The organism is Streptomyces sp. EDA2-14, assembly GCF_054963755.1.
Window position 1 is genome coordinate 51,754 of record NZ_JBUEGE010000030.1, and the last position, 17,751, is coordinate 69,504.

General features: G+C 69.5%; 17 protein-coding genes. 8 read left to right on the forward strand and 9 right to left on the reverse strand.

The genetic code is table 11. From position 1 onward, the window contains the following. Nucleotides 1-37: 37 nt before the first annotated feature. From dgoD to ACY34M_RS39850, 4 genes are all read right to left on the reverse strand, one after another. Nucleotides 38-1,189 (reverse strand): galactonate dehydratase, encoded by a 1,152-nt coding sequence (gene dgoD / locus ACY34M_RS39835; RefSeq protein WP_462723368.1) that lies wholly within the window; start codon nucleotides 1,187-1,189, stop codon nucleotides 38-40. Nucleotides 1,190-1,259: 70 nt separating this feature from the next. Next, a complete protein-coding gene (locus ACY34M_RS39840; protein WP_462723369.1) occupies nucleotides 1,260-1,886 on the reverse strand; it encodes a bifunctional 4-hydroxy-2-oxoglutarate aldolase/2-dehydro-3-deoxy-phosphogluconate aldolase in 627 nt (208 codons plus the stop codon). Next, nucleotides 1,874-2,620, reverse strand: a complete 747-nt coding sequence (locus ACY34M_RS39845; protein ID WP_462723370.1) for an IclR family transcriptional regulator — start codon at nucleotides 2,618-2,620, stop codon at nucleotides 1,874-1,876. The genes ACY34M_RS39840 and ACY34M_RS39845 overlap by 13 nt, the downstream gene beginning before the upstream one ends. A 4-nt stretch (nucleotides 2,621-2,624) precedes the next feature. Then, the gene (locus ACY34M_RS39850) at nucleotides 2,625-3,563 is read right to left on the reverse strand and encodes a sugar kinase (protein ID WP_462723371.1); all 939 of its coding nucleotides are present in this window, start codon (nucleotides 3,561-3,563) and stop codon (nucleotides 2,625-2,627) included. Between the two features lie 136 nt (nucleotides 3,564-3,699). Here ACY34M_RS39850 and ACY34M_RS39855 point away from each other — a divergent pair, with 136 nt between their 5' ends. The 3 genes from ACY34M_RS39855 (at nucleotide 3,700) to ACY34M_RS39865 (ending at nucleotide 6,950) form a co-directional block, all read left to right on the forward strand. After that, a complete protein-coding gene (locus ACY34M_RS39855) occupies nucleotides 3,700-5,049 on the forward strand; it encodes an MFS transporter (protein WP_462723372.1) in 1,350 nt (449 codons plus the stop codon). A gap of 56 nt (nucleotides 5,050-5,105) precedes the next feature. Next, a complete protein-coding gene (locus ACY34M_RS39860) occupies nucleotides 5,106-5,684 on the forward strand; it encodes a GNAT family N-acetyltransferase (protein WP_462723373.1) in 579 nt (192 codons plus the stop codon). A 183-nt stretch (nucleotides 5,685-5,867) separates the two neighbouring features. Next, the gene (locus tag ACY34M_RS39865; protein WP_462723374.1) at nucleotides 5,868-6,950 is read left to right on the forward strand and encodes a GNAT family N-acetyltransferase; all 1,083 of its coding nucleotides are present in this window, start codon (nucleotides 5,868-5,870) and stop codon (nucleotides 6,948-6,950) included. Nucleotides 6,951-7,212: 262 nt separating this feature from the next. On the opposite strand, the gene ACY34M_RS39870 is transcribed toward ACY34M_RS39865, so the two are convergent. Continuing rightward, the gene (locus ACY34M_RS39870) at nucleotides 7,213-7,875 is read right to left on the reverse strand and encodes a response regulator (protein ID WP_462723375.1); all 663 of its coding nucleotides are present in this window, start codon (nucleotides 7,873-7,875) and stop codon (nucleotides 7,213-7,215) included. A gap of 180 nt (nucleotides 7,876-8,055) precedes the next feature. On the opposite strand from ACY34M_RS39870, the gene ACY34M_RS39875 reads away from it, so the two are divergent. Genes ACY34M_RS39875 through ACY34M_RS39885 form a run of 3 tightly spaced genes read left to right on the forward strand, consistent with a single transcriptional unit; the run spans nucleotide 8,056 to nucleotide 11,012 of the window. Next, complete coding sequence (locus tag ACY34M_RS39875) at nucleotides 8,056-8,394, forward strand: circadian clock KaiB family protein (RefSeq protein WP_462723376.1); 339 nt, start codon at nucleotides 8,056-8,058, stop codon at nucleotides 8,392-8,394. A gap of 1 nt (nucleotide 8,395) precedes the next feature. After that, nucleotides 8,396-9,973: a circadian clock protein KaiC gene (gene kaiC / locus ACY34M_RS39880; protein WP_462723377.1), complete on the forward strand. Its 1,578-nt coding sequence runs from the start codon at nucleotides 8,396-8,398 to the stop codon at nucleotides 9,971-9,973. Next, nucleotides 9,966-11,012 carry a PAS domain-containing sensor histidine kinase gene (locus ACY34M_RS39885; protein WP_462723378.1) on the forward strand — a complete coding sequence of 349 codons (1,047 nt, stop codon included), beginning with the start codon at nucleotides 9,966-9,968 and terminating at the stop codon, nucleotides 11,010-11,012. The genes kaiC and ACY34M_RS39885 overlap by 8 nt, the downstream gene beginning before the upstream one ends. Nucleotides 11,013-11,027: 15 nt before the next feature. Here the strand turns inward: ACY34M_RS39885 and ACY34M_RS39890 are convergent, their stop codons facing one another. Both ACY34M_RS39890 and ACY34M_RS39895 read right to left on the reverse strand, forming a co-directional pair. Further along, nucleotides 11,028-12,149 carry an NAD(P)/FAD-dependent oxidoreductase gene (locus tag ACY34M_RS39890; RefSeq protein ID WP_462723379.1) on the reverse strand — a complete coding sequence of 374 codons (1,122 nt, stop codon included), beginning with the start codon at nucleotides 12,147-12,149 and terminating at the stop codon, nucleotides 11,028-11,030. Nucleotides 12,150-12,298: 149 nt separating this feature from the next. Then, nucleotides 12,299-12,883 (reverse strand): TetR/AcrR family transcriptional regulator, encoded by a 585-nt coding sequence (locus ACY34M_RS39895; protein WP_462723380.1) that lies wholly within the window; start codon nucleotides 12,881-12,883, stop codon nucleotides 12,299-12,301. A gap of 162 nt (nucleotides 12,884-13,045) precedes the next feature. Between ACY34M_RS39895 and ACY34M_RS39900 the strand changes: the two genes are divergently transcribed. Together ACY34M_RS39900 and ACY34M_RS39905 are read left to right on the forward strand one after the other, a co-directional pair. Continuing rightward, on the forward strand, nucleotides 13,046-13,900 hold the full coding sequence (locus ACY34M_RS39900; RefSeq protein ID WP_462723381.1) for an NAD(P)H-binding protein: 855 nt from the start codon (nucleotides 13,046-13,048) through the stop codon (nucleotides 13,898-13,900). A gap of 310 nt (nucleotides 13,901-14,210) precedes the next feature. Continuing rightward, complete coding sequence (locus ACY34M_RS39905; RefSeq protein WP_462723382.1) at nucleotides 14,211-14,849, forward strand: chemotaxis protein CheB; 639 nt, start codon at nucleotides 14,211-14,213, stop codon at nucleotides 14,847-14,849. Between the two features lie 216 nt (nucleotides 14,850-15,065). Here ACY34M_RS39905 and ACY34M_RS39910 read toward each other — a convergent pair whose 3' ends face one another. After that, the gene (locus ACY34M_RS39910; RefSeq protein WP_462723383.1) at nucleotides 15,066-16,649 is read right to left on the reverse strand and encodes a restriction endonuclease; all 1,584 of its coding nucleotides are present in this window, start codon (nucleotides 16,647-16,649) and stop codon (nucleotides 15,066-15,068) included. A gap of 305 nt (nucleotides 16,650-16,954) precedes the next feature. Continuing rightward, nucleotides 16,955-17,740, reverse strand: a complete 786-nt coding sequence (locus ACY34M_RS39915) for a hypothetical protein (protein ID WP_462723384.1) — start codon at nucleotides 17,738-17,740, stop codon at nucleotides 16,955-16,957. Nucleotides 17,741-17,751 lie beyond the last annotated feature (11 nt).

Genomic DNA, 17,751 nt, shown 5'->3' on the forward strand with positions numbered 1-17,751 from the left:
CGGACCCCGCTGCTCAATCGCCGCAGGGGCTTAATTACTACCACTCGGCGAATGAGCCGTCCTCGTGGCGCCAGATCGGGTTGTGCCAGCGGTGGCCGGAGGCGGCGGCCTTGATCACCGCCTGTTCGTCCACCTCGATGCCGAGGCCGGGTGCGGTGAGCCGGGCCATGTGGCCGTCCGTGGAGTCGAAGGCGAAGACGGACGTGTCGACGAGGTAGTCGCCCAGGTCGGAGCCCACGTTGTAGTGGATGCCGAGGCTGGTCTCCTGGATGAACGCGTTCGGGGACGCGAAGTCGACCTGGAGGCACGCCGCGAGCGCGATCGGCCCGAGCGGACAGTGCGGGGCGAGGCCCACACCCTGCACCTCGGCCTGCGCCGCGATCCGCCGGGTCTCCGAGATGCCGCCCGCGTGGCTGAGGTCGGGCTGGGCGAGCGCGATGCCGGAACGCAGCACCGGGTCGAAGTCCCAGCGGGAGTAGAGGCGTTCGCCGGTGGCCACGGGAACGGACGTGGACGCGGTGAAATCGGCGTACTGAGAGGTGAGTTCGGGGAGGAGGGGCTCCTCGATGAACATCGGGCGCAGCGGTTCCAGGGCCTTGGCGAGCTGCTTGGCGAGAGCGGGCGAGGTGCGGCCGTGGAAGTCGACGGCGACGCCGCCGTCCGGGCCCATCACGTCCCGCACGGAGGCAACGCGTTCGACGACCGCGTCGATCTCGCGCGAGGTCTCCAGGTGCCGCATCCGGCCGCCGACGTTCATCTTCACGGCGCGGTAGCCCTGTTCGAGGCGCTGCGTCGCGTGCTCGGCGGCCTCGCTCGGGTCGTCGCCGCCGATCCACGAGTACATCCGCATCCGGTCGCGCACGGCGCCGCCCAGCAGATCGTGCACCGGAACGCCGTGGTGCTTGCCCTTGATGTCCCACAGGGCCTGGTCGATGCCGGACACGGCGGACGACAGCACGGGCCCGCCCCGGTAGAACCCGCCCTTCGTCAGGACCTGCCAGTGGTCCTCGATCCGGAGCGGATCCTTGCCGACGAGGTAGTCGCCCAGTTCGTCGACGGCGGCGGCGACGGTATGCGCCCGCCCCTCGACGACGGGCTCTCCCCATCCGGTGATCCCCTCATCGGTCTCCACCTTGAGAAACAGCCAACGGGGAGCGACGAGGTAGGTGGTCAGCGAGGTGATCTTCATGGCGTAACTCCTTGTTATTGAGCCCTTGCGGCGATTGAGCAGCGGGGTCCGGGGCCGAGCCCCGAGTCGTTCACCCCTGTGGGCGCAACAGTTCGGCCAGCAAAGAAAGTTGTGCCGGATCCTCCAGGGCAGAACCAACAGCGACGACCCTCGCCCCGGCCGCCAGATAAGCGGACGCGTTCCCCGCGTCCATCCCGCCCGTGGCCACGAACGGCACCTCCGGGAACGGCCCCCGCATCGCCCGGAACCACTCCACCCCGAGCACGCTCGCCGGGAACGCCTTCAGCCAGGTCAGCCCGATGCCCCGCGCGGCCTGCACGTCCGTGGCGGTGGCCACGCCGGGCAGGTGCGGAAGGCCCGCCACGACACTGGCCCGCGCCACCTCCACGTTCAGTCCGGGCGCCACCGTGAACGCGGCTCCCGCGTCCACCGCCCACCCGAGCCGCTCGGCCGTGGTGACCGTGCCCGCGCCGACCGGCTTTCCTCGCTCGGCCCCGGCGGCGACGACGGCACGGAGCACCTGCGCCGCCTCTTCCGTCTGCACGGGCACCTCGACGCACTCGATGCCCAGGTCCCAGGCGCGTACGGCGAGTTCGACGGACTTGTCGGCGGGCATGCCGCGCAGGATCGCCATCACCGGCACCCCGGCGAACAGCTCATCGAACGTGGTGGGCCTGTCGGTGTTCACGGACGCCATCCCAGCTCCTTGGAGATCGTGTCGGCAGTGGTCATGAGGTCGGGCAGCACCTCGGATTCGAGCGCTCCCAGGTCCGCCTTGGCCTTGAGCGCGGTCACGGACGCGGCGGCGACGACCTCGCCGCTGCTGTCCCGTACGGGGACGGCGACGCAGTTCACGAAGTCCTCGTACTCGCCGTCGTCGACGGCCCAGCCGCGCGCCCGCGTCTCGGCGAGGGCCTTGCGGTAGGCGTCGGGGGAGGTGATCGTCGTGGCGGTGTGCGGCGCGAAGTCGCAGTCGGCGAGCAGCGCGTCGGCCCGCTCGCGCGGTACGTGGGCGAGGATCGCCTTGGCGACACCGGCGGTGTGCAGGGTGACCGGGCGGCCGATCTGCGAGTAGAGCCGCACGCCGTCGACGGGGTCGACCTTGTCGACGTAGACGATCCGCTCGCCCTCCAGGGCGGCGAGGTGCACGGTGTGCCCGCAGCGCTCGCCGAGCAGCCGCAGGTGTTCGCCCGCGACGTCCTTGAGCCCGAACTGTTCCAGGGCGAGGTGGGCGAGTCCGGCGAGCCGGTGCCCGACGGCGTACCGCCCGTCGGGCAGGCGGCGTGCGAGGCCGCCGTCGGTGAGGGACTCCAGGATGCGCAGCGCGGTCGAGCGGTGCACGCCCAGGTGCTCGCCGACCTCGGTCTGGGTGCGGGGGCGGCGGGCGACGAACTCGAGGATGTCGATGGCGCGACGGACGGTCTGTGACATGGGATCAGTGTCCTTCGCCGTCGACTTCGCCCGCGCCGGGCAGGTCCTCGCCGGTGGCGGGCACGTAGTCCTCGATGCTGCGCAGTGTGCGGCCGGCGAGCCGGTGGCCGAGCGCGAGCCGCTCGGCGGGCGCGGCGCCGCCCAGCAGTCCGCTCAGATATCCGGCGGCGAAGGCGTCCCCCGCGCCGACGGCCTCGACGACGTCGACGGCGGGCGCGGCCACGAACTCGGCACCGGCAGCGGTGAATTCGGTCGCGCCGACGTCGCCGTCCTTGACCACGAGCGTGCCGCGCGGCGCGAGGTGGTCCCGCACGTCCTCGGCGGTGGCGGTGCCCCACAGCGTCTCGGCCTCGTCGCGGCCGACGAGTACGACGTCGGCGCGGCGGGCGAGGGCGCGCAGCGCTTCGGCCGCCGCCTCGCGTGAACTCCACAGCGCCGGGCGGTGGTTGACGTCGAACGACACGAGTGTCCCGCTGTCCGCCGCGCGCTTCATGAGGGCGTCCACGAGCTCGGCGCAGCCGTCCGACAGGGCCGGGGTGATCCCGGTGAGGTGCAGCAGCCGTACGCCGGTCAGGCCGACGCGGTCCGCGTCGGCGGGTGTCATCCGGGACGCGGCCGAGCCCGCCCGGTAGTAGTGCACGCGCGTGCCGTCGGGCCCCGGATCCTTGAAGTACACGCCGGTGGGGGCGGCCGGATCGGCGAGCACCCCGTCCACGCGGACGCCGCGCGAGGCGACCGCCGCGACGATCCGCCGGCCGAACGGATCGTCGCCGACCCGGCTCACCCAGGCCGCCTCGTGCCCGAGATCGGCCAGGTACTGGGCGACGGTCGACTCGGCGCCCGCGATCGCGAGCCGCAGCTCCCGGCTCCGCTCCAGTCCCTCGCCGTCGGCGGGCGTGACCTGCGCCATCGTCTCGCCGAGGCAGACAGCCTTACCGGACATTCGCCGTCCCTCCATTGACATCCCGCTGGGGCCGTGAAGAACATTAGCAGCCCTTGCGCAACAGGCGTGCATATGTTGCAACACGAGGGCTGTGAACCCCGTCGAATCAGCGTGAATGAGCGTGAAAGGGAGTGAGATGAGCCCGACGACGAGCGCATCCACCCACAAGGAGTCCGCCCCCGGGGCGACGATGAGCGCGCGCACCCGCCAGCGCCGCACGGCGGCGGCCAGCGTCGTCGGATCGATCCTCGAGTGGTACGACTTCTTCCTCTTCGGCGCGTCGGCCGCGCTCGTCTTCAACAAGGTCTTCTTCCCGGACGTCTCGCCGTTCGCGGCGACCCTCGCCTCGTTCGCGACCTTCGGACTCGGCTTCGCCGTGCGCCCCATCGGCGGCCTCGTCCTGGCCCACCTCGGCGACCGCATCGGCCGCCGCCCGGTGCTGATCCTCACCGTGCTCCTGATGGGCGTCGGCACCCTGGCCATCGGCTTCCTGCCCACGTACCACTCGATCGGCATCTGGGCCCCGGTGCTGCTGGTGCTCTGCCGGATGATGCAGGGCTTCGGTGTCGGCGCCGAGCTCGGCGGCGCGTACGTCATGTCGACGGAGGCGGCCGAGGAGGGCAAGCGCGGGTTCTACGGTTCGCTGCCCGGCGCGGGTGAGTTCATCGGCGTCGTCATCGCCTCCGGCGCGGTGGCCGCCGTCTCCACGCTGCCCGAGGACGACTTCCTGAGCTGGGGCTGGCGCATCCCGTTCCTGGCCAGCGCCTTCGTCGTCGTCATCGCCCTGCTGATCCGCAACGCCGCGCCCGAGACCGAGCAGTTCGAGCAGGCCCGGGACAGCGGCAAGCGCGAGAAGCTCCCCGTGCTCGCCGCGATCAAGACCCGCCCCAAGGCGATCGCCCTGCTCATCGGCTCCGGCTGCGCCACCGCCATCGCCTCGTACGCGATCCAGGGCTACCTGCCCAGCTACCTCACCAACCAGCTGGGCCTGTCCTCCGGCACCTCGGTCCTCGGCATCACCATCGCCTCCGCGGTCTCGATCCTGACCATTCCGCTGGCGGGCGCGCTGTCCGACCGGGTCGGCCGCAAGCCGGTGATGATCGGCGGCGCGGTGGCGATCACGCTCTTCGCCTACCCCTTCTTCTGGCTGGTGGACACGCGTGAGCCGTGGCTCATCTACCTGGCGATCACCGTCGCCTTCGCCCTGATGCTGAACTCGATCTTCGCGGTCACCGGCACGTTCTACGCCGAGTCGCTGCCGACCGAGGTCCGCTACAGCGGTCTCGTCTTCGTCCGCGAGATCAACGGCGTGATCTTCGCGGGCACCTCGCCCTTCGTGGCGACGCTGCTCGTCGACGCGGGCGGCGACCGCCCCTGGTACCTGGCCGGGTACATGGCCCTCGCCGGTCTCGCCAGCGCGCTGTGCGTGTGGCGGCTGCCGGAGACGGCGCCGGTCCGCACCCAAGGGGAAACCCGGGGAGACTGACGCGGCCGACCGGAATCCAGGTGCGCGGGCGGCGGGACCCGGCCATGATGCGGATCATGCCTTTCGACACCGAGCCCGTCATCAAGCCGGGCGCCCTGGCGTCGGCCCCGCAGCCGACGCTCCGCTCGGCCGACGGTGAACTCGTCCTGCGCACCCCGGTGTTCGACGACGCGCAGGCCGTCCACGACGCCTTCCAGGACCCGGTCCTGCGCTACTGGCACATCCGCGGCATGGACTCCCTGGACGAGGCGCGCGGCTGGATCGAGGGCACCCACACGGGCTGGCGTGAGGAGAAGTCGGCCCAGTGGATGGTGGCGCGGGCCTCCGACGACGCCCCGCTCGGCCGGATGGCGCTGCGCGAGATGAACTTTCTGGACGGCGTCGCCGAGGTCGCCTACTGGGTGCTCCCCGTGGCCCGTGGGGCAGGAGTGGCGCCCAGGGCCCTGGACGTGCTCACGGACTGGGCGTTCGCCCAGGGTTTCCACCGCCTCGACCTCCAGCACTCCACCCGCAACGAGCCCTCGTGCCGCGTGGCGCTCAAGTCCGGCTACGCGCTGGAGGGCATCCGGCGCAGCTCGGCGCTGCACACGGACGGCTGGCACGACATGCACGTCCACGTGCGTCTCAACTCTTAGGCGACAGCCTCCGGTTGCGTGTCCGAAGTAGTCGAAGGGCTCTTGACAGGCTGCGTACTGTTTCGCGACCTTTGAGCCCTCTGGGGGAAGAGGGGGGCTCATGAGCGGCACGCTCACGTATCGACGCACGTATCCGGTTACCGGTGGACCAGGCGCCCGCGGCGAGGGGTGGGCGAACCGACCGTGAACATCACGACGTACAGAGCCGACGAGCTCGGCGCGTCGCTGCGTGCGGCCTGGCACGAGACGATGGAGCACTCGCCGGACTACCAGAACCCCTTCCTGGCACCGGAGTTCGCGGAGGCCGTCGGCAGGTACAAGGGCCGCGCGCACGTCGCGGTGCTGCACGAGGGCGGCGAAGCCGTCGGCTTCCTCCCGTACGAGAAGGGGCCCGCGGGCGTCGGCCGCGCCATCGGCATGGGCCTGTCCGACTGCCAGGCACTGGTGCACCGCCCCGGAGTCACCTGGGACACCCGGCAACTGCTGCACGCCTGCGGGCTCTCGGTCTTCGAGTTCGACCACCTCGTCGAGGAACAGAAGCCGTTCGGCCGCTACGTCACCGGTACCTTCGCCTCACCCGTCCTCGACCTCAAGGACGGTGGTCACGACTCCTACGCGGAGTGGCTGCGGGCGACGTACCCCGGCCAGGCCAAGACGACGCTCAAGAAGGAGCGCCGGCTGACCCGCAACGTCGGGGAGATGCGCTTCGTCCACGACGAGCGCGACCCCAAGGTGCTGCGCCAGCTGATGCGCTGGAAGTCGGCCCAGTACCGCCGCACCGGCCGTATGGACCGCTTCGCCCGCCCGTGGATCGTGGACCTCACGGAGCACCTCTTCCGGGTCCGCGAGGACCACTTCACCGGCGTCCTCTCGGTCGTCTACGCGGGCGACCGCCCGGTCGCCGCCCACTTCGGCCCGACGTCCAGGACCGTCCTCGCGGCGTGGTTCACCGCGTACGACCCCGAGTTCTCCTACTACTCGCCGGGCCTCCTCATGCACCTGCGCATGGTCGAGGCCGCGGGCCGGCAGGGCATCCGGCTGCTCGACTGGGGCCGGGGCGACAAGGAGTACAAGGACTGGCTCAAGACCCGCGAACTGCGGGTGTCCGAGGGCTTCGCGACCCGACCGCACCCGGCGGCCGCCGCCCACCGGCTGTGGCGCCGCCCGGTCCGCGGCATGCGCAACACGGTGCTCGCGCATCCTGCGCTGCGGGAGCGGGCGGACCGGCTGCTGCGCACGGTCGGCTCGCTGCGCGACAACCGCTGACGCGGCCGTCCCCGCGTGCTCCGGACAGGCCAGCGGGCCCCGTAGTCGCTCGAGATACGGGGCCCGGTGGTCGGGAGGTCCGAGTAGACCCGGGCGCGACTGGTGTCATCGTCGGCGGGAGGCCACCGGCCGCACATGAACAAGGCTAGGCAACGGCGGCTGCCGAAGTGAGCCCCAAGTGGTCCCATTGAGCGGCCCGTTTGGGCTGTATCAGGCGTCCGTCTCAGGTGTCCGCCTCGGGTGTCCGCCTCGGGTGTCCGTCTCAGGTGTCCACCCGCAGGAGACCGGACCTGGCGGCGGTGACGACCGCCTCCAGCTGACTGTGCGCGTCCAGCTTCGCCATGATCCGCTTCACGTGGCCGCGCGCGGTGTGCGGGCTCACCACCAGCCGCTCCGCAATCGCCCTGGGGCCCAGGCCCCGGCCCATCAGGAGCAGGACCTCCCGCTCCCGGACGGTGAGCCGCGTGGCATCGGCGCCGTGCGAGGACAGGGCCGCCCCACCGACCGGCGCCCGGATCGCCGCGACGAGGATGCCGAGCGTCGACTCCTCGACGTACATCGGTCCCTCGGGCGGGGCTCTGACGGCCGCGAGCACGGCGGGGAACGCGCTGTCCTTGGCGAGGAAACCGGCAGCCCCCGCCGAGGTGGCGGCCACCAGTTGGGCGGGGTCGGTGTCCGCGGTGAGCAGGACCACCCGCGTACCGGGGTGGTCCGCCCTGATCCGGCGGGTGCCCTCGATGCCGTCGGCGCCCGGCAGGTGGATGTCCATCAGCACCACGTGCGGAGTGTGGGCGGCCACGAGCGGCAGGGCCTCCTCGACCGTCCCCACCGCGCCGACGCAGTCGAGGTCGGGCTGGACCCCGAGCGCGATCTCCAGCGCGTCCGCCATCGTCCGCTGGTCCTCGACCACAAGTACTCGGATCATGGGAAGTCCTCGGGAAGGCCCGTACGGAAGCCCGCCGTTCGAGCGTAGCCGTGAACACCCACGGGGAGTGTCCGAGAACAGTCCTTCGGTACCCCCGCAGGACTCTGGCAGTCGATGTCGCCGCTGCGTAGCTTGATACGTGGGGCAGCCATTCTGCGGAGTACTGCGGGAGGCTTCGCGATGCGCAGTGAAGACGATCCGCGCCCGGGCGGCGGGCCGACCTCGTACTCCTTCACGCTGTTCGTGGCCGGGGCGACGGAGCGCTCCGACACCGCGCGCTCCAACCTGCGGGCGCTGTGCGAATCGAGGCTCGCCGACAGCTACGAGTTCACCGTCGTCGACGTCGTGCAGCAGCCCGAACTGGCCGAGGAACAACAGATTCTGGCGACCCCGACCGTCATCAAGGTCTCACCACCCCCGCAACGACGCGTCATAGGCGACCTGTCCGACCAGGGGCGCGCAGCTCTCGCGCTCGGACTACCGGACCCGGACGCACCGTCCCGGAAGAGGGAGGAATGAGATGGCCGGAGTAGACGGCATCCACAGGATCCCCACCGGCATCAACGGCTTCGACCAGATCGCCCTCGGCGGCCTGCCCGCCGGACGCTCCACCCTGGTGGCCGGGACGACGGGCAGCGGAAAGACCCTGTTCGCCATCGAGTTCCTCGCGCGGGGCGTCATGAACCACGACGAGCCCGGGGTGTTCGTCACCTTCGAGGAGGAACCGGACGACATCCGGACCAACGTCGACTCCCTGGGCTTCCCCATCGACGAGTGGGAGCGGGACGGGAAGTGGGCGTTCATCGACGCCTCGGCGGACATCGCCCAGGAGGTGCCCACGGTCGGCTCCTACGATTTGACGGGCCTGGCGGCACGGATCGCGCACGCCGTCCGCAGGATCGGGGCGCGGCGGGTCGCGCTCGACTCGATCGGCGCGATCCTCACCAATCTCTCCGGCGTCGGACTCGTCCGCCACGAGCTGTTCCGGATCGTCTTCGCCCTGGACTCCCTCGGCGTGACCACCGTGGTCACCGCCGAGCGGCACGAGGAGTACAACAGCGTGTCGCGCTTCGGCGTCGAGGAGTTCGTCCTGGACAACGTCATCATCCTGCGCAACGTGCTGCGGCAGGAGCGGCGCCGCAGGACGATCGAGATCGTCAAGTTCCGCGGCACCGCACACCGCACCGGCGAGTGGCTCTTCACCATCAGCCCGCAGGAAGGCATCGTGATCATGCCCCTCGCCTTCCTCCAGCCGCGCGAGCGCGCGTCGACCGAACGCGTCTCCTCCGGCAACGACGGTCTGGACGCCATGTGCGGCGGCGGCTTCTTCCGGGACTCGATCGTGCTGCTCACCGGCCCCACCGGCACCGGAAAGACGCTGTCAAGCCTGTTCTTCGCGTCCGAGGCCGTCCGGTCCGGGGAGCGCTGCCTGCTCCAGACCTTCGACGAGACCCGCGAGCAACTCGGCCGCAACGCCGCCAGCTGGGGGCTCGACCTCGACGAGATGGAGGACTCGGGCCTGCTGCGCGTCGTGTCCGAGTACCCCGAAGTGGCCTCGCCCGAGGAGCACTTCCTGCGGGTCCGGCGCGTCATCGAGGAGTTCCACCCCTCCCGCGTGTGCATCGACACGCTCTCCGCGCTCGAACGCATCGTGAGTTCACGCGCGCTGCTCGACTTCGTCATCTCCCTGGGCGCGGTGCTGCGCCACCACGAGATCACCACCCTGTTCACCTCGGCCCCCACCGGCCGGGTGACGCCGACCGTCACCCCGGCGATCGCGATGGAGGTCGCCAGCCTCACCGACGTGACCATCCTGCTGCGCTACGTGGAGTCCAGGGGCGAGATACAGCGCGGCATCGCCGTCCTGCAGACCCGCGGCTCCAGCCACGACCACGGAATCCGGCAGTTCGTGATCGACGACAGCGGCATGCGCATCGGCGAGCCGATGCGCGGCCTTTCCAACGTCTTCAGCACGAGCTACACACCGCCCGGCGCGGTGGCGCAGGACGTGCCGGGGGGCGGCGAGACGGCGCAGGGGATCTGGGACACGCGGCATTCCGACACGGGCCCGGACGTCCCGGTCGACCCAGATGGCTGACTCCGACCGTCCGTCGGGCACGCCCCCGGCCCGCGCCCGGGGCGCGGTGCCGCCGCACGGTCACCCGGTCGAGGCGGTCGTCGAGGCAGCGCCCGACGGCATCGTCGCCGTCGACCAGGAGGGCCTCATCCGGCTCTGCAACCCGGCCGCCGCCGACCTGTTCGGCCGCTCGGTGGGCGAACTCCTCGGCCTCCCCTTCGGCCTTCCGCTCGCGGCAAGGGGCCCGGCCGAGATCGAACTCGTCCTGCCGTCGGGCGCGGGACGGGTCGTCGAAATGCGCGTCACGGCGACGCACGCGTCCGGTGAACACCTCCGCATCGCGGTGCTGCGGGACGTCACCGAGCGCCACCGGGCACAGCGTGCGCTCGAAGCGACCCTGGCCCATCAGCGCACCGTCATCGCCGTCACCGCGCACGAACTGCGCAACCCGCTCGCCACCATCGGCGTGCTCGCGCACACGCTGCGCGAGGCGGACGGTCAACTGACCGACGAGCTGCGGGCGGACATCGTGGACCGCATCATCGACGGCACGGCGCGGCTCCAGACCCTCGTACGCAGGCACCTCGCCGAGGCGAGGATCGACGGGAACGCCGTCGACACCGCTCCACTGCCCGTCCCCGTCCTGGAGTTCGTCCTCGAACAACTGGGGGCGATGGACAACGGCGCCCTGCGGGTGGACGTGGACTGCGCACCCGATGTGGTGGCGTACGTGGACCGCGGCGACTTCGGGGAAATGCTGCGCAACTACGTGGAGAACGCCTTCCTTTACGGCGCGCACCCCATCGGCGTCCAGGTCGTCGAGGCGTCCGACCACATCGACATCCGCGTCCACGACGCTGGCCCCGGCGTACCGCCCGAGGCCGTCCCCCGCCTCTTCGAACGCTTCGGCCGCGCGCACCGCACCCACGGACCGCAGGGCACCGGCCTCGGCCTCTGGATCGTCCGCCGCCTGGCACGCGCGGCGGGCGGCGACGCCTGGTACGAACCGGGGGCTCCGGGTGCCGCCCCCGGATTCCACCTGCGGCTGCTGCGGGCGTGAACGTCACGTGGATGGTCACGGGGCGAACCGCTCGGGGTGGAAGTCCGCAAGCATCTCGTCTCTCTCCCCGCTGAGGATCTCCGAAGCAAGCAGGCGGCCGATGACCGGCCCGAGTGTGATGCCGCTGTGGGAGACGGCTTCGTAATAGCCGGGCACAGACGGCACTGCTCCCACGGAGGGGAATCCGTCGACGGGGATCGGGCGGTTGGCCACCCGTGTCTGCGCGATGCGACCGCTGCCGAGATCGGGAACGACCTGCCGCGCCGATGCGTGGAGCAGCCCCGCGAGTTCCGAGGGATCTTCGCCGGTGTCGATGCCGGTGTCGATGAGTGCGTCGATCTCGCGGCTGTGGAGGACCACCGAAGAGTTCCCATCAGGACGGATCTCGATGCGCGGAGCGTGCATGGCCCGGCGGACAGGGACCTGAGCACAGCCGATCCGCGTGACGACGCCGGGCTCCCGGCGCATCGGCAATTGTCGCGAGACGAGCCCGGCCACGTGGGCAGCGTCGGGGCCCGCCGCGTTCACGACGACATCGGCATCGAGACGGCTCCCGTCGGAAAGGACAACTGACCGGACGCTCCCGTCGGTAGCGGTGACGACATCACGGACCGTGGTGCCGAATCGGTGCTCGGCGCCGGACGCGACGGCCCGACTCACCAGACGGCCGACGAGACGGCGGCCGTGCACCCAGGCTTCGTCGGGGTAGAACACGACGGGAATGTCGTCGGGCAGCGTCGTGAGGGCAGGTTCGAGTCGGCGACGCACCTCGGCCCCTGTGCACACTTCGACCCGATAGTCCCAGCCGGCCAGCAAGTCCGCCGTTCTCAGGAGCTTTCTCTCCGCTGCGGGATCGGCTGCCCAGCGCAGGTGGCCGTCGGGATACCACCAGGAGTCCGGCCCGATGGTCCTGGCGAGCTCGCGGTGCGCTTCCATGCCCGCGACGTTCAGGTCGAAGTAGGACTTGCGCGCTGTCTTGTTGCTCGCATTGGCCCATGAGAAAGACCAGTTGGTGACTCCTGCGCCCGGTTGCCCCGCGTCGATGAAGACCACTTCGACGCCGCGCCGGGACAGGTTCCATCCCACGCCGGCCCCGAGGACGCCCACTCCGACGACCGCCACACGTCCAACCTCCACGCACACCTCCTTCCCCTCCCGCGCCCCGACCACCCACGGATCCGCACCCCGGCAGCGCTTCCCCCGGCTCCTGGTGCCGACCGATCCTCCGCCGGAGGCATCGTCTTTGAGGGCGGGCCGAGCCCACAAGGGCCAGGCTCATCACTCCGTCACCCGGCAGCGGGGCGGGGCCCGCGGATTCCGTCCAGGAGGTACGTGGTGCGGCGGTCGTACTCGTCGCGGGGAGGCAGCTCGCCGTGCTTGAGGGCGAGGGCGGTGTCGACGACAAGCGCGTGGAGGTCGCCCGCCGTGAACTCCGGCCGCAGCGCACCGAGGGCCCGCGCGGCTGCAACGAGCTCGTCGTTGGCCTCGCTCCCGACCCGGCAGATCTCCATGAGCTGCTGCGAGTTCGGATACGTCTGCAGCAGGACGTCGTTGACGGCGGGCTGGCGGTACTGGAGGTCGCGGAGCGCGGTGAGGTAGTACGCGACCCGCTCGCCGACGTCGTCGATGGTCCGGGTGCGATCGATGACTGCGAACAGTTCCGTCGCGACTACCTCTTCGATGACGGCCTCGATCAGGCCGATCCGCCCGCCGAACCGGTTGAAGATCGTCGCCTTGCTCACCCCTGCCGCCTTGGCGACCTCCTCCAGCGGCACCGTCAGACCCCGCCCCTGGAAGGCGTCGATCGCGGCGGAGCGGATCTGTTCGGAGTTGCGTTTGGCGTCGGCGCGCAGCCCGGGTTCAGAGGGCACCGCGCCGGCCAAGGCCCTCACCATCTCCCGTTCCCATAATTTGACCCATGGGGTCAGTTTACCTACGGTCGTCGGCAAGCAAGAAACTGACCACCGTGGTCAACTTATGGTTTCCCGGCCGTCGAGCCGGACGGCGCAGGCACACAGGGAGAGGCCAGGAAAATGATCGTTGTCACCGGGGCCACCGGCGGGCTGGGCGCCGCCACCGTCGAGCACCTCCTCAAGCGCATGCCCGCCGACCAGCTCGGCGTCAGCGTCCGCGACGCCGCCAGGGCACAGCACCTCGCCGACCGCCGCGTGCGCGTGCGACAGGCTTCCTACGAGGATCCGGCCGCGCTGCGCAGCTCCTTCGCCGGTGCCGAGCAGGTGCTCGTGGTGTCCGGCAACGACCCGGCCGCCGACATGGTCGGCCTGCACCGCAATGCCGTCGAGGCCGCCGTCGCGGCCGGCACCCGGCGGATCCTCTACACGAGCCAGCACGGCGCCGTCCCCGACAATCCCTACCGGCCGTCGGACATCCACATCGCCACCGAGGCGATCCTCGGCGACTCCGGAGTCGCCTGGACCGCACTGCGCAACGGCGCCTACGGCCCACTCGACCAGGTCTTCGGCCCATGGCAACGGACCGGTGAGATCACCGGGCCGGCAGACGGCCCCGTCCCGTACACCGACCGCGACGACGTGGCCGAGGCCACCGCGGAAATCCTCGCAGGCTCCCGCTCCTTCGACGGCTCCGTCACCCTCACAGCACCCACCGCCGTCACCTTCGACAACGCCGCCAAGATCGCCTCAAGCCTCACCGGCCGCACCATCAAGCGCACCGTCGTGGACGACGAACAGTGGATTGCCGACCAGATCACGACCGGCGTCCCGGAGCAGGCGGCCCGGTTCATGCTCACCTGGTACCAGGCCGGCCGTGCCGGCTACTTCGCAGAGGCCGACCCGCTGCTGGCCCAACTCCTCGGCCGCGAGCCCCGCGGTGTCGCCGACCGACTTGCAGCCGAAGTCGCCAACTGACGGCCTTGAGCGAGCTGGCCGCAATGCTCGACGTGATGCACCAGCAGCACAGTCAGCACTGCGGCAGGGTGGACGTGCGCACCGCACGGTGATGCAGGAAATCGCCGAGTACAACGCGAAGGAAGCGCTGGCTCTGTCGGCTTCACAGCACCGCGTCCGGACTCAGATCTTCGTGTCCGTTGATCGGCGCGGTCCGGCGGCCGGCTGAGAGGAGAGCTGGCCCGAGGAAGCGTCTCGGGAGTGCACGCGTTCACGTTTGCCCTGCGCGTGGGTTGCTCAGCGGATGAGCGGGACGCGCTAGCCTTCGCGGGTGCGTACGCTTTCCGAGGACGACGGCCGGGATCAGTGGGCGGCGCTGCTCATCGCCTCCTCGGCGGGAGGAGTTCAGGGCCTCGCGACGCTTCTGGGAGGGCTGCGACCCACCCTCCCGGTTCCAGTGCTGGTGGCCCAGCATCTCAACCGTTCCCGTGAGACCCGCATCGTGGACATCCTGACGCGCTCGACGCCTCTGCCGGTCAAGCTCGCGGCAGACGGAGAGTCCCCGCAGGCGGGCACGGTCTATTTCGCCCCGCCCGACCGGCACCTGTGCGTACGTGCGGGAGGCGTGCTCGCCCTCACCCGCGAGGAGCGGGTCAACTTCGCCCGTCCGGCTGCCGATCCGCTTTTCGAGTCGGCGGCTCAGGAATTCGGTCCCCGGATCATTGCGTGCGTTCTGACCGGTTCGGACAGCGACGGCGCCCGCGGAGTGGAAGTCGTCAAGGCGCACGGTGGCACCACCCTCGTGCAGGACCCCGCGACAGCCGACTTCCACGGCATGCCCAATGCCGCGATCCGCACGGGGCAGGTGGACTTCGTCGTCCCTCTCGATGCGATCGCGCCGACCATCACCCAGATCCTGAGACACGGTGTCGACGGAGCCCTGGGTTCCGGATACAGCCCGCCCATTTAGACGTTGGTCAGGCGGGTGGGGGCGGTGCCGGGAGTGCCGAAGGGTGTTGGCCCGTGCCGGTGTCGAGGGGGTGTCAGATCTGCTCGGCAGCGCCATCCGGCGTGTCGCTTGGTCTTGCCTGCGACGGCTGGTGCTCAACGGTCCGCTCACGCATCGCTCACGCAATAGCCTCGCTGGGCAAGAGCTCGGGCGGCTCGTTGCGCAGGCTCACAGACATCAGCGCGGCTTCCTCTTTGGCGGGACCGGCCCCGGGATCACGTCAAGGTTCATGTGCTCCTTGAACAGATGGACCAGGTTGGCTCCGTCGAGGAGTTCAAGACGGCCGTGCTCGTTGGCGAACGCCTCACTGGCCCGTCCGAACCAGGAAGTCGTCACAAGAATGCCCTTGGCCGCACGCTTGTGCTCCACAACACCTGCGAGGGCTGACACTGTCTCGAACGGCACGACATTCTTTGTGCGTTTGGCCTGAATGACGCACAGCCCCTTCATCACCGGATCCGTGTTCATCGCCACCGCGTCCACACCCTCGTCCTTCGAGGGCTGGGTGTTCACACTGTCCAACCCGATGGCCTCGAACAGCTGCCTGATCAGGTGCTCGAACTCTGTGGGCGACAGATCCATCAGTACGGGCCGACTGTCGAGTCCTGCCACGACGTCCAGGCTGTCCATGAGCCGAAACTTGCTCAGATCGAATGTGACGAGCGGGCGCACCGGCTCCAGTTCGTACGGATTGGGCGAGATCAGCGAACGCAGCCGCTTTAGACAGGCCCGCGGATCGACCTGGGTCAGTACTAGCTGCTCGAACTCCTCCCGGCTGGTCTGGAGTGTGATCAGGCAAGGGTGCACCTCGCGCCCGGTAGCGCGATCGACGGTGCTGACATGCCCGTTGAGGGCGACGGACTGGACGGCACCTTCGGTGTCAGCGGCGAACAGCTCGTGCACTGTACGCAGGGCTGTTTGAGCCAGGACCGACGCATACAACTCCTTGCGCTCTTTGTCCGGGCGCGGCACCGGATTGATCTCGTCACGGGACTTCACATAGCGGTACGAACGAGCGGCCGGGACGACATCCTCCAGAGGAAGGTCGATCTCGATGAGGAGATCGCCCGTGTCTGCCTGATATGACACTCGGTGTGCCTTGGGGAACCCGTGCGGATACTTGGATGCGGCCAGGGCCTGATCGATGAACCACTCGACAGCCTCGATATCCCGCTCGCAATAGGCCAGCCGACGCTCTTCCAAGCGGGCGTTCCACTCAGCGACCCTGTCAGCCTCTTGCTGGTTCTTCTCGTCGTGCCGGGAACGAAGCTTGTTCAGCTTCTCGACGCGCTTGCTCTCGTCCCGGGCATGCTGGCGCAATGCTTCGTCGAAGCGCACGCGGGCCGCTTCCACTTCCGCGTCGTAGCCCTTGCGGCCAAACCCCAGGGCTCCGAGAAGCCCTCTCGGGTATTCAGGTTCGTACTCCTCCCAGCGCGGCTGCGGGGCCGGCCGTGTCCGGCCTTTGGGCGGAGTGAACACCGTAGGGTCGAAGTGCTGTTTGAGTCGGTCGAAGGTGAGCGGAGAGCTGTCCAGAACCGCTGTCCGAAGGAGGGCTTCCAGGTCTTCGACGTCGTTCTCGACCACATACGTGCGGTTGACGGCTTCCTGCGCACGGCTGGCTTCATGAGCAAGCTTCTCCTCACGCGCCTTGCGTTTCGCCTCGGCCTCAGCAGCCTTGTGCGCCCGCTCTTGTTCCTTGGCCTGCCGCGCAAGTTCCCTGGCATAGGGATCGTTGCGTCCCGCTCCACTCCTGCTGGTCACTGCGCCCCCAGGTCAGTGCATGATCTTTCGCTCGACCACCGCGGTCTGTATGTACCCATATTGCGACGTCAGACAGCTCGGGAAGTCTGGCGAAGATCGTTCGGCTGTACCGTCTCGCCCGCCGTGAATACCGCTTTGGCTTGAGGCTGCTCACGCGTGCGCACCACGGTGAAGACGTCGCAACGAGGCGAACCGGTGCGCCCGCAGTCGCATGTAACCAGTTCAGACTGCTCGTGCTGAATGGTGGGTCCGCCACATGACAGGCTGTCGGGCTGTGTCCGCTCACGCGCTGCTGTCCACTTCTCTCACAGGGAGAACAGCTCTTCCTGGTAGTTCTCGACGATGTCTCGTCGCGGGTAGAACAGCCCGAGCAGCATGAATGTCTTGGGCTGCTTGGCGAGGTTCCCGACGAAGCAGTGGACAGCCCGGTCAGGAGTGATCATCCGCGTGTACCAGCGCTCGCGCAGCTTCTCCTCCACGCCCTGCTCCCCGTACTGGCGCCGGAACTTCCTGTACGACTCGCCGGCCTCCCAGTCCCGGAGCGCCAGGTCGTGCCCAGTACAGCGGGAGTCGTTGCAGCTGAAGCGGTAGCGGAACTCCAGGGGAACCCATTCCAGTTGGCGCAGATCCTGGTCGAGGAGATCCATCTGGTCGGCCAAGGCGGCTTTGGAGGCGGGCCAGGGCTCGGCGGGTTGCAGACGGAAGTCAACGGTGTCCGCGAGGCGGAAGACGCCGAGAGACGTGCCGTGCTCGTCCTGGTCGCGCTTGATGGCGCACAGCGACGGGGCAATCAACGGACGAACGAACGAGTAGCGCTCGCGCCAGCCGTCGCTCGTGCCGATTCTGTCGATGACCTTCAGGGTGTCCAGGTTCGGGCGCAGGCTCTCGGGCCGGCGGTCCTGTTGGTGACGGCGAACGTCGACTTCGACGATCGCGTACTTGGCGAACTGGCTCTGTTCTTCGAGGAGTCGGAAGGGGACAGGGAAGAGGCGGACGTGCTCGGGGCTGTCGCGATCGAGTCGTATCCCGGCGACGCAACTGGTCTCGCGGTACTTCGCCGACAGCTCCGGATACGTCTTGACTGTGATCATGATGCGCGCCC

Excerpts from the sequence above, each read along its gene's own strand:
- dgoD (WP_462723368.1), bottom strand. The coding sequence starts at position 1,189 with ATGAAGATCACCTCGCTGACCACCTACCTCGTCGCTCCCCGTTGGCTG.
- ACY34M_RS39840 (WP_462723369.1), bottom strand. The coding sequence starts at position 1,886 with ATGGCGTCCGTGAACACCGACAGGCCCACCACGTTCGATGAGCTGTTC.
- ACY34M_RS39845 (WP_462723370.1), bottom strand. The coding sequence starts at position 2,620 with ATGTCACAGACCGTCCGTCGCGCCATCGACATCCTCGAGTTCGTCGCC.
- ACY34M_RS39850 (WP_462723371.1), bottom strand. The coding sequence starts at position 3,563 with ATGTCCGGTAAGGCTGTCTGCCTCGGCGAGACGATGGCGCAGGTCACG.
- ACY34M_RS39855 (WP_462723372.1), top strand. The coding sequence starts at position 3,700 with ATGAGCCCGACGACGAGCGCATCCACCCACAAGGAGTCCGCCCCCGGG.
- ACY34M_RS39860 (WP_462723373.1), top strand. The coding sequence starts at position 5,106 with ATGCCTTTCGACACCGAGCCCGTCATCAAGCCGGGCGCCCTGGCGTCG.
- ACY34M_RS39870 (WP_462723375.1), bottom strand. The coding sequence starts at position 7,875 with ATGATCCGAGTACTTGTGGTCGAGGACCAGCGGACGATGGCGGACGCG.
- ACY34M_RS39875 (WP_462723376.1), top strand. The coding sequence starts at position 8,056 with ATGCGCAGTGAAGACGATCCGCGCCCGGGCGGCGGGCCGACCTCGTAC.
- kaiC (WP_462723377.1), top strand. The coding sequence starts at position 8,396 with ATGGCCGGAGTAGACGGCATCCACAGGATCCCCACCGGCATCAACGGC.
- ACY34M_RS39885 (WP_462723378.1), top strand. The coding sequence starts at position 9,966 with ATGGCTGACTCCGACCGTCCGTCGGGCACGCCCCCGGCCCGCGCCCGG.
- ACY34M_RS39900 (WP_462723381.1), top strand. The coding sequence starts at position 13,046 with ATGATCGTTGTCACCGGGGCCACCGGCGGGCTGGGCGCCGCCACCGTC.
- ACY34M_RS39915 (WP_462723384.1), bottom strand. The coding sequence starts at position 17,740 with ATGATCACAGTCAAGACGTATCCGGAGCTGTCGGCGAAGTACCGCGAG.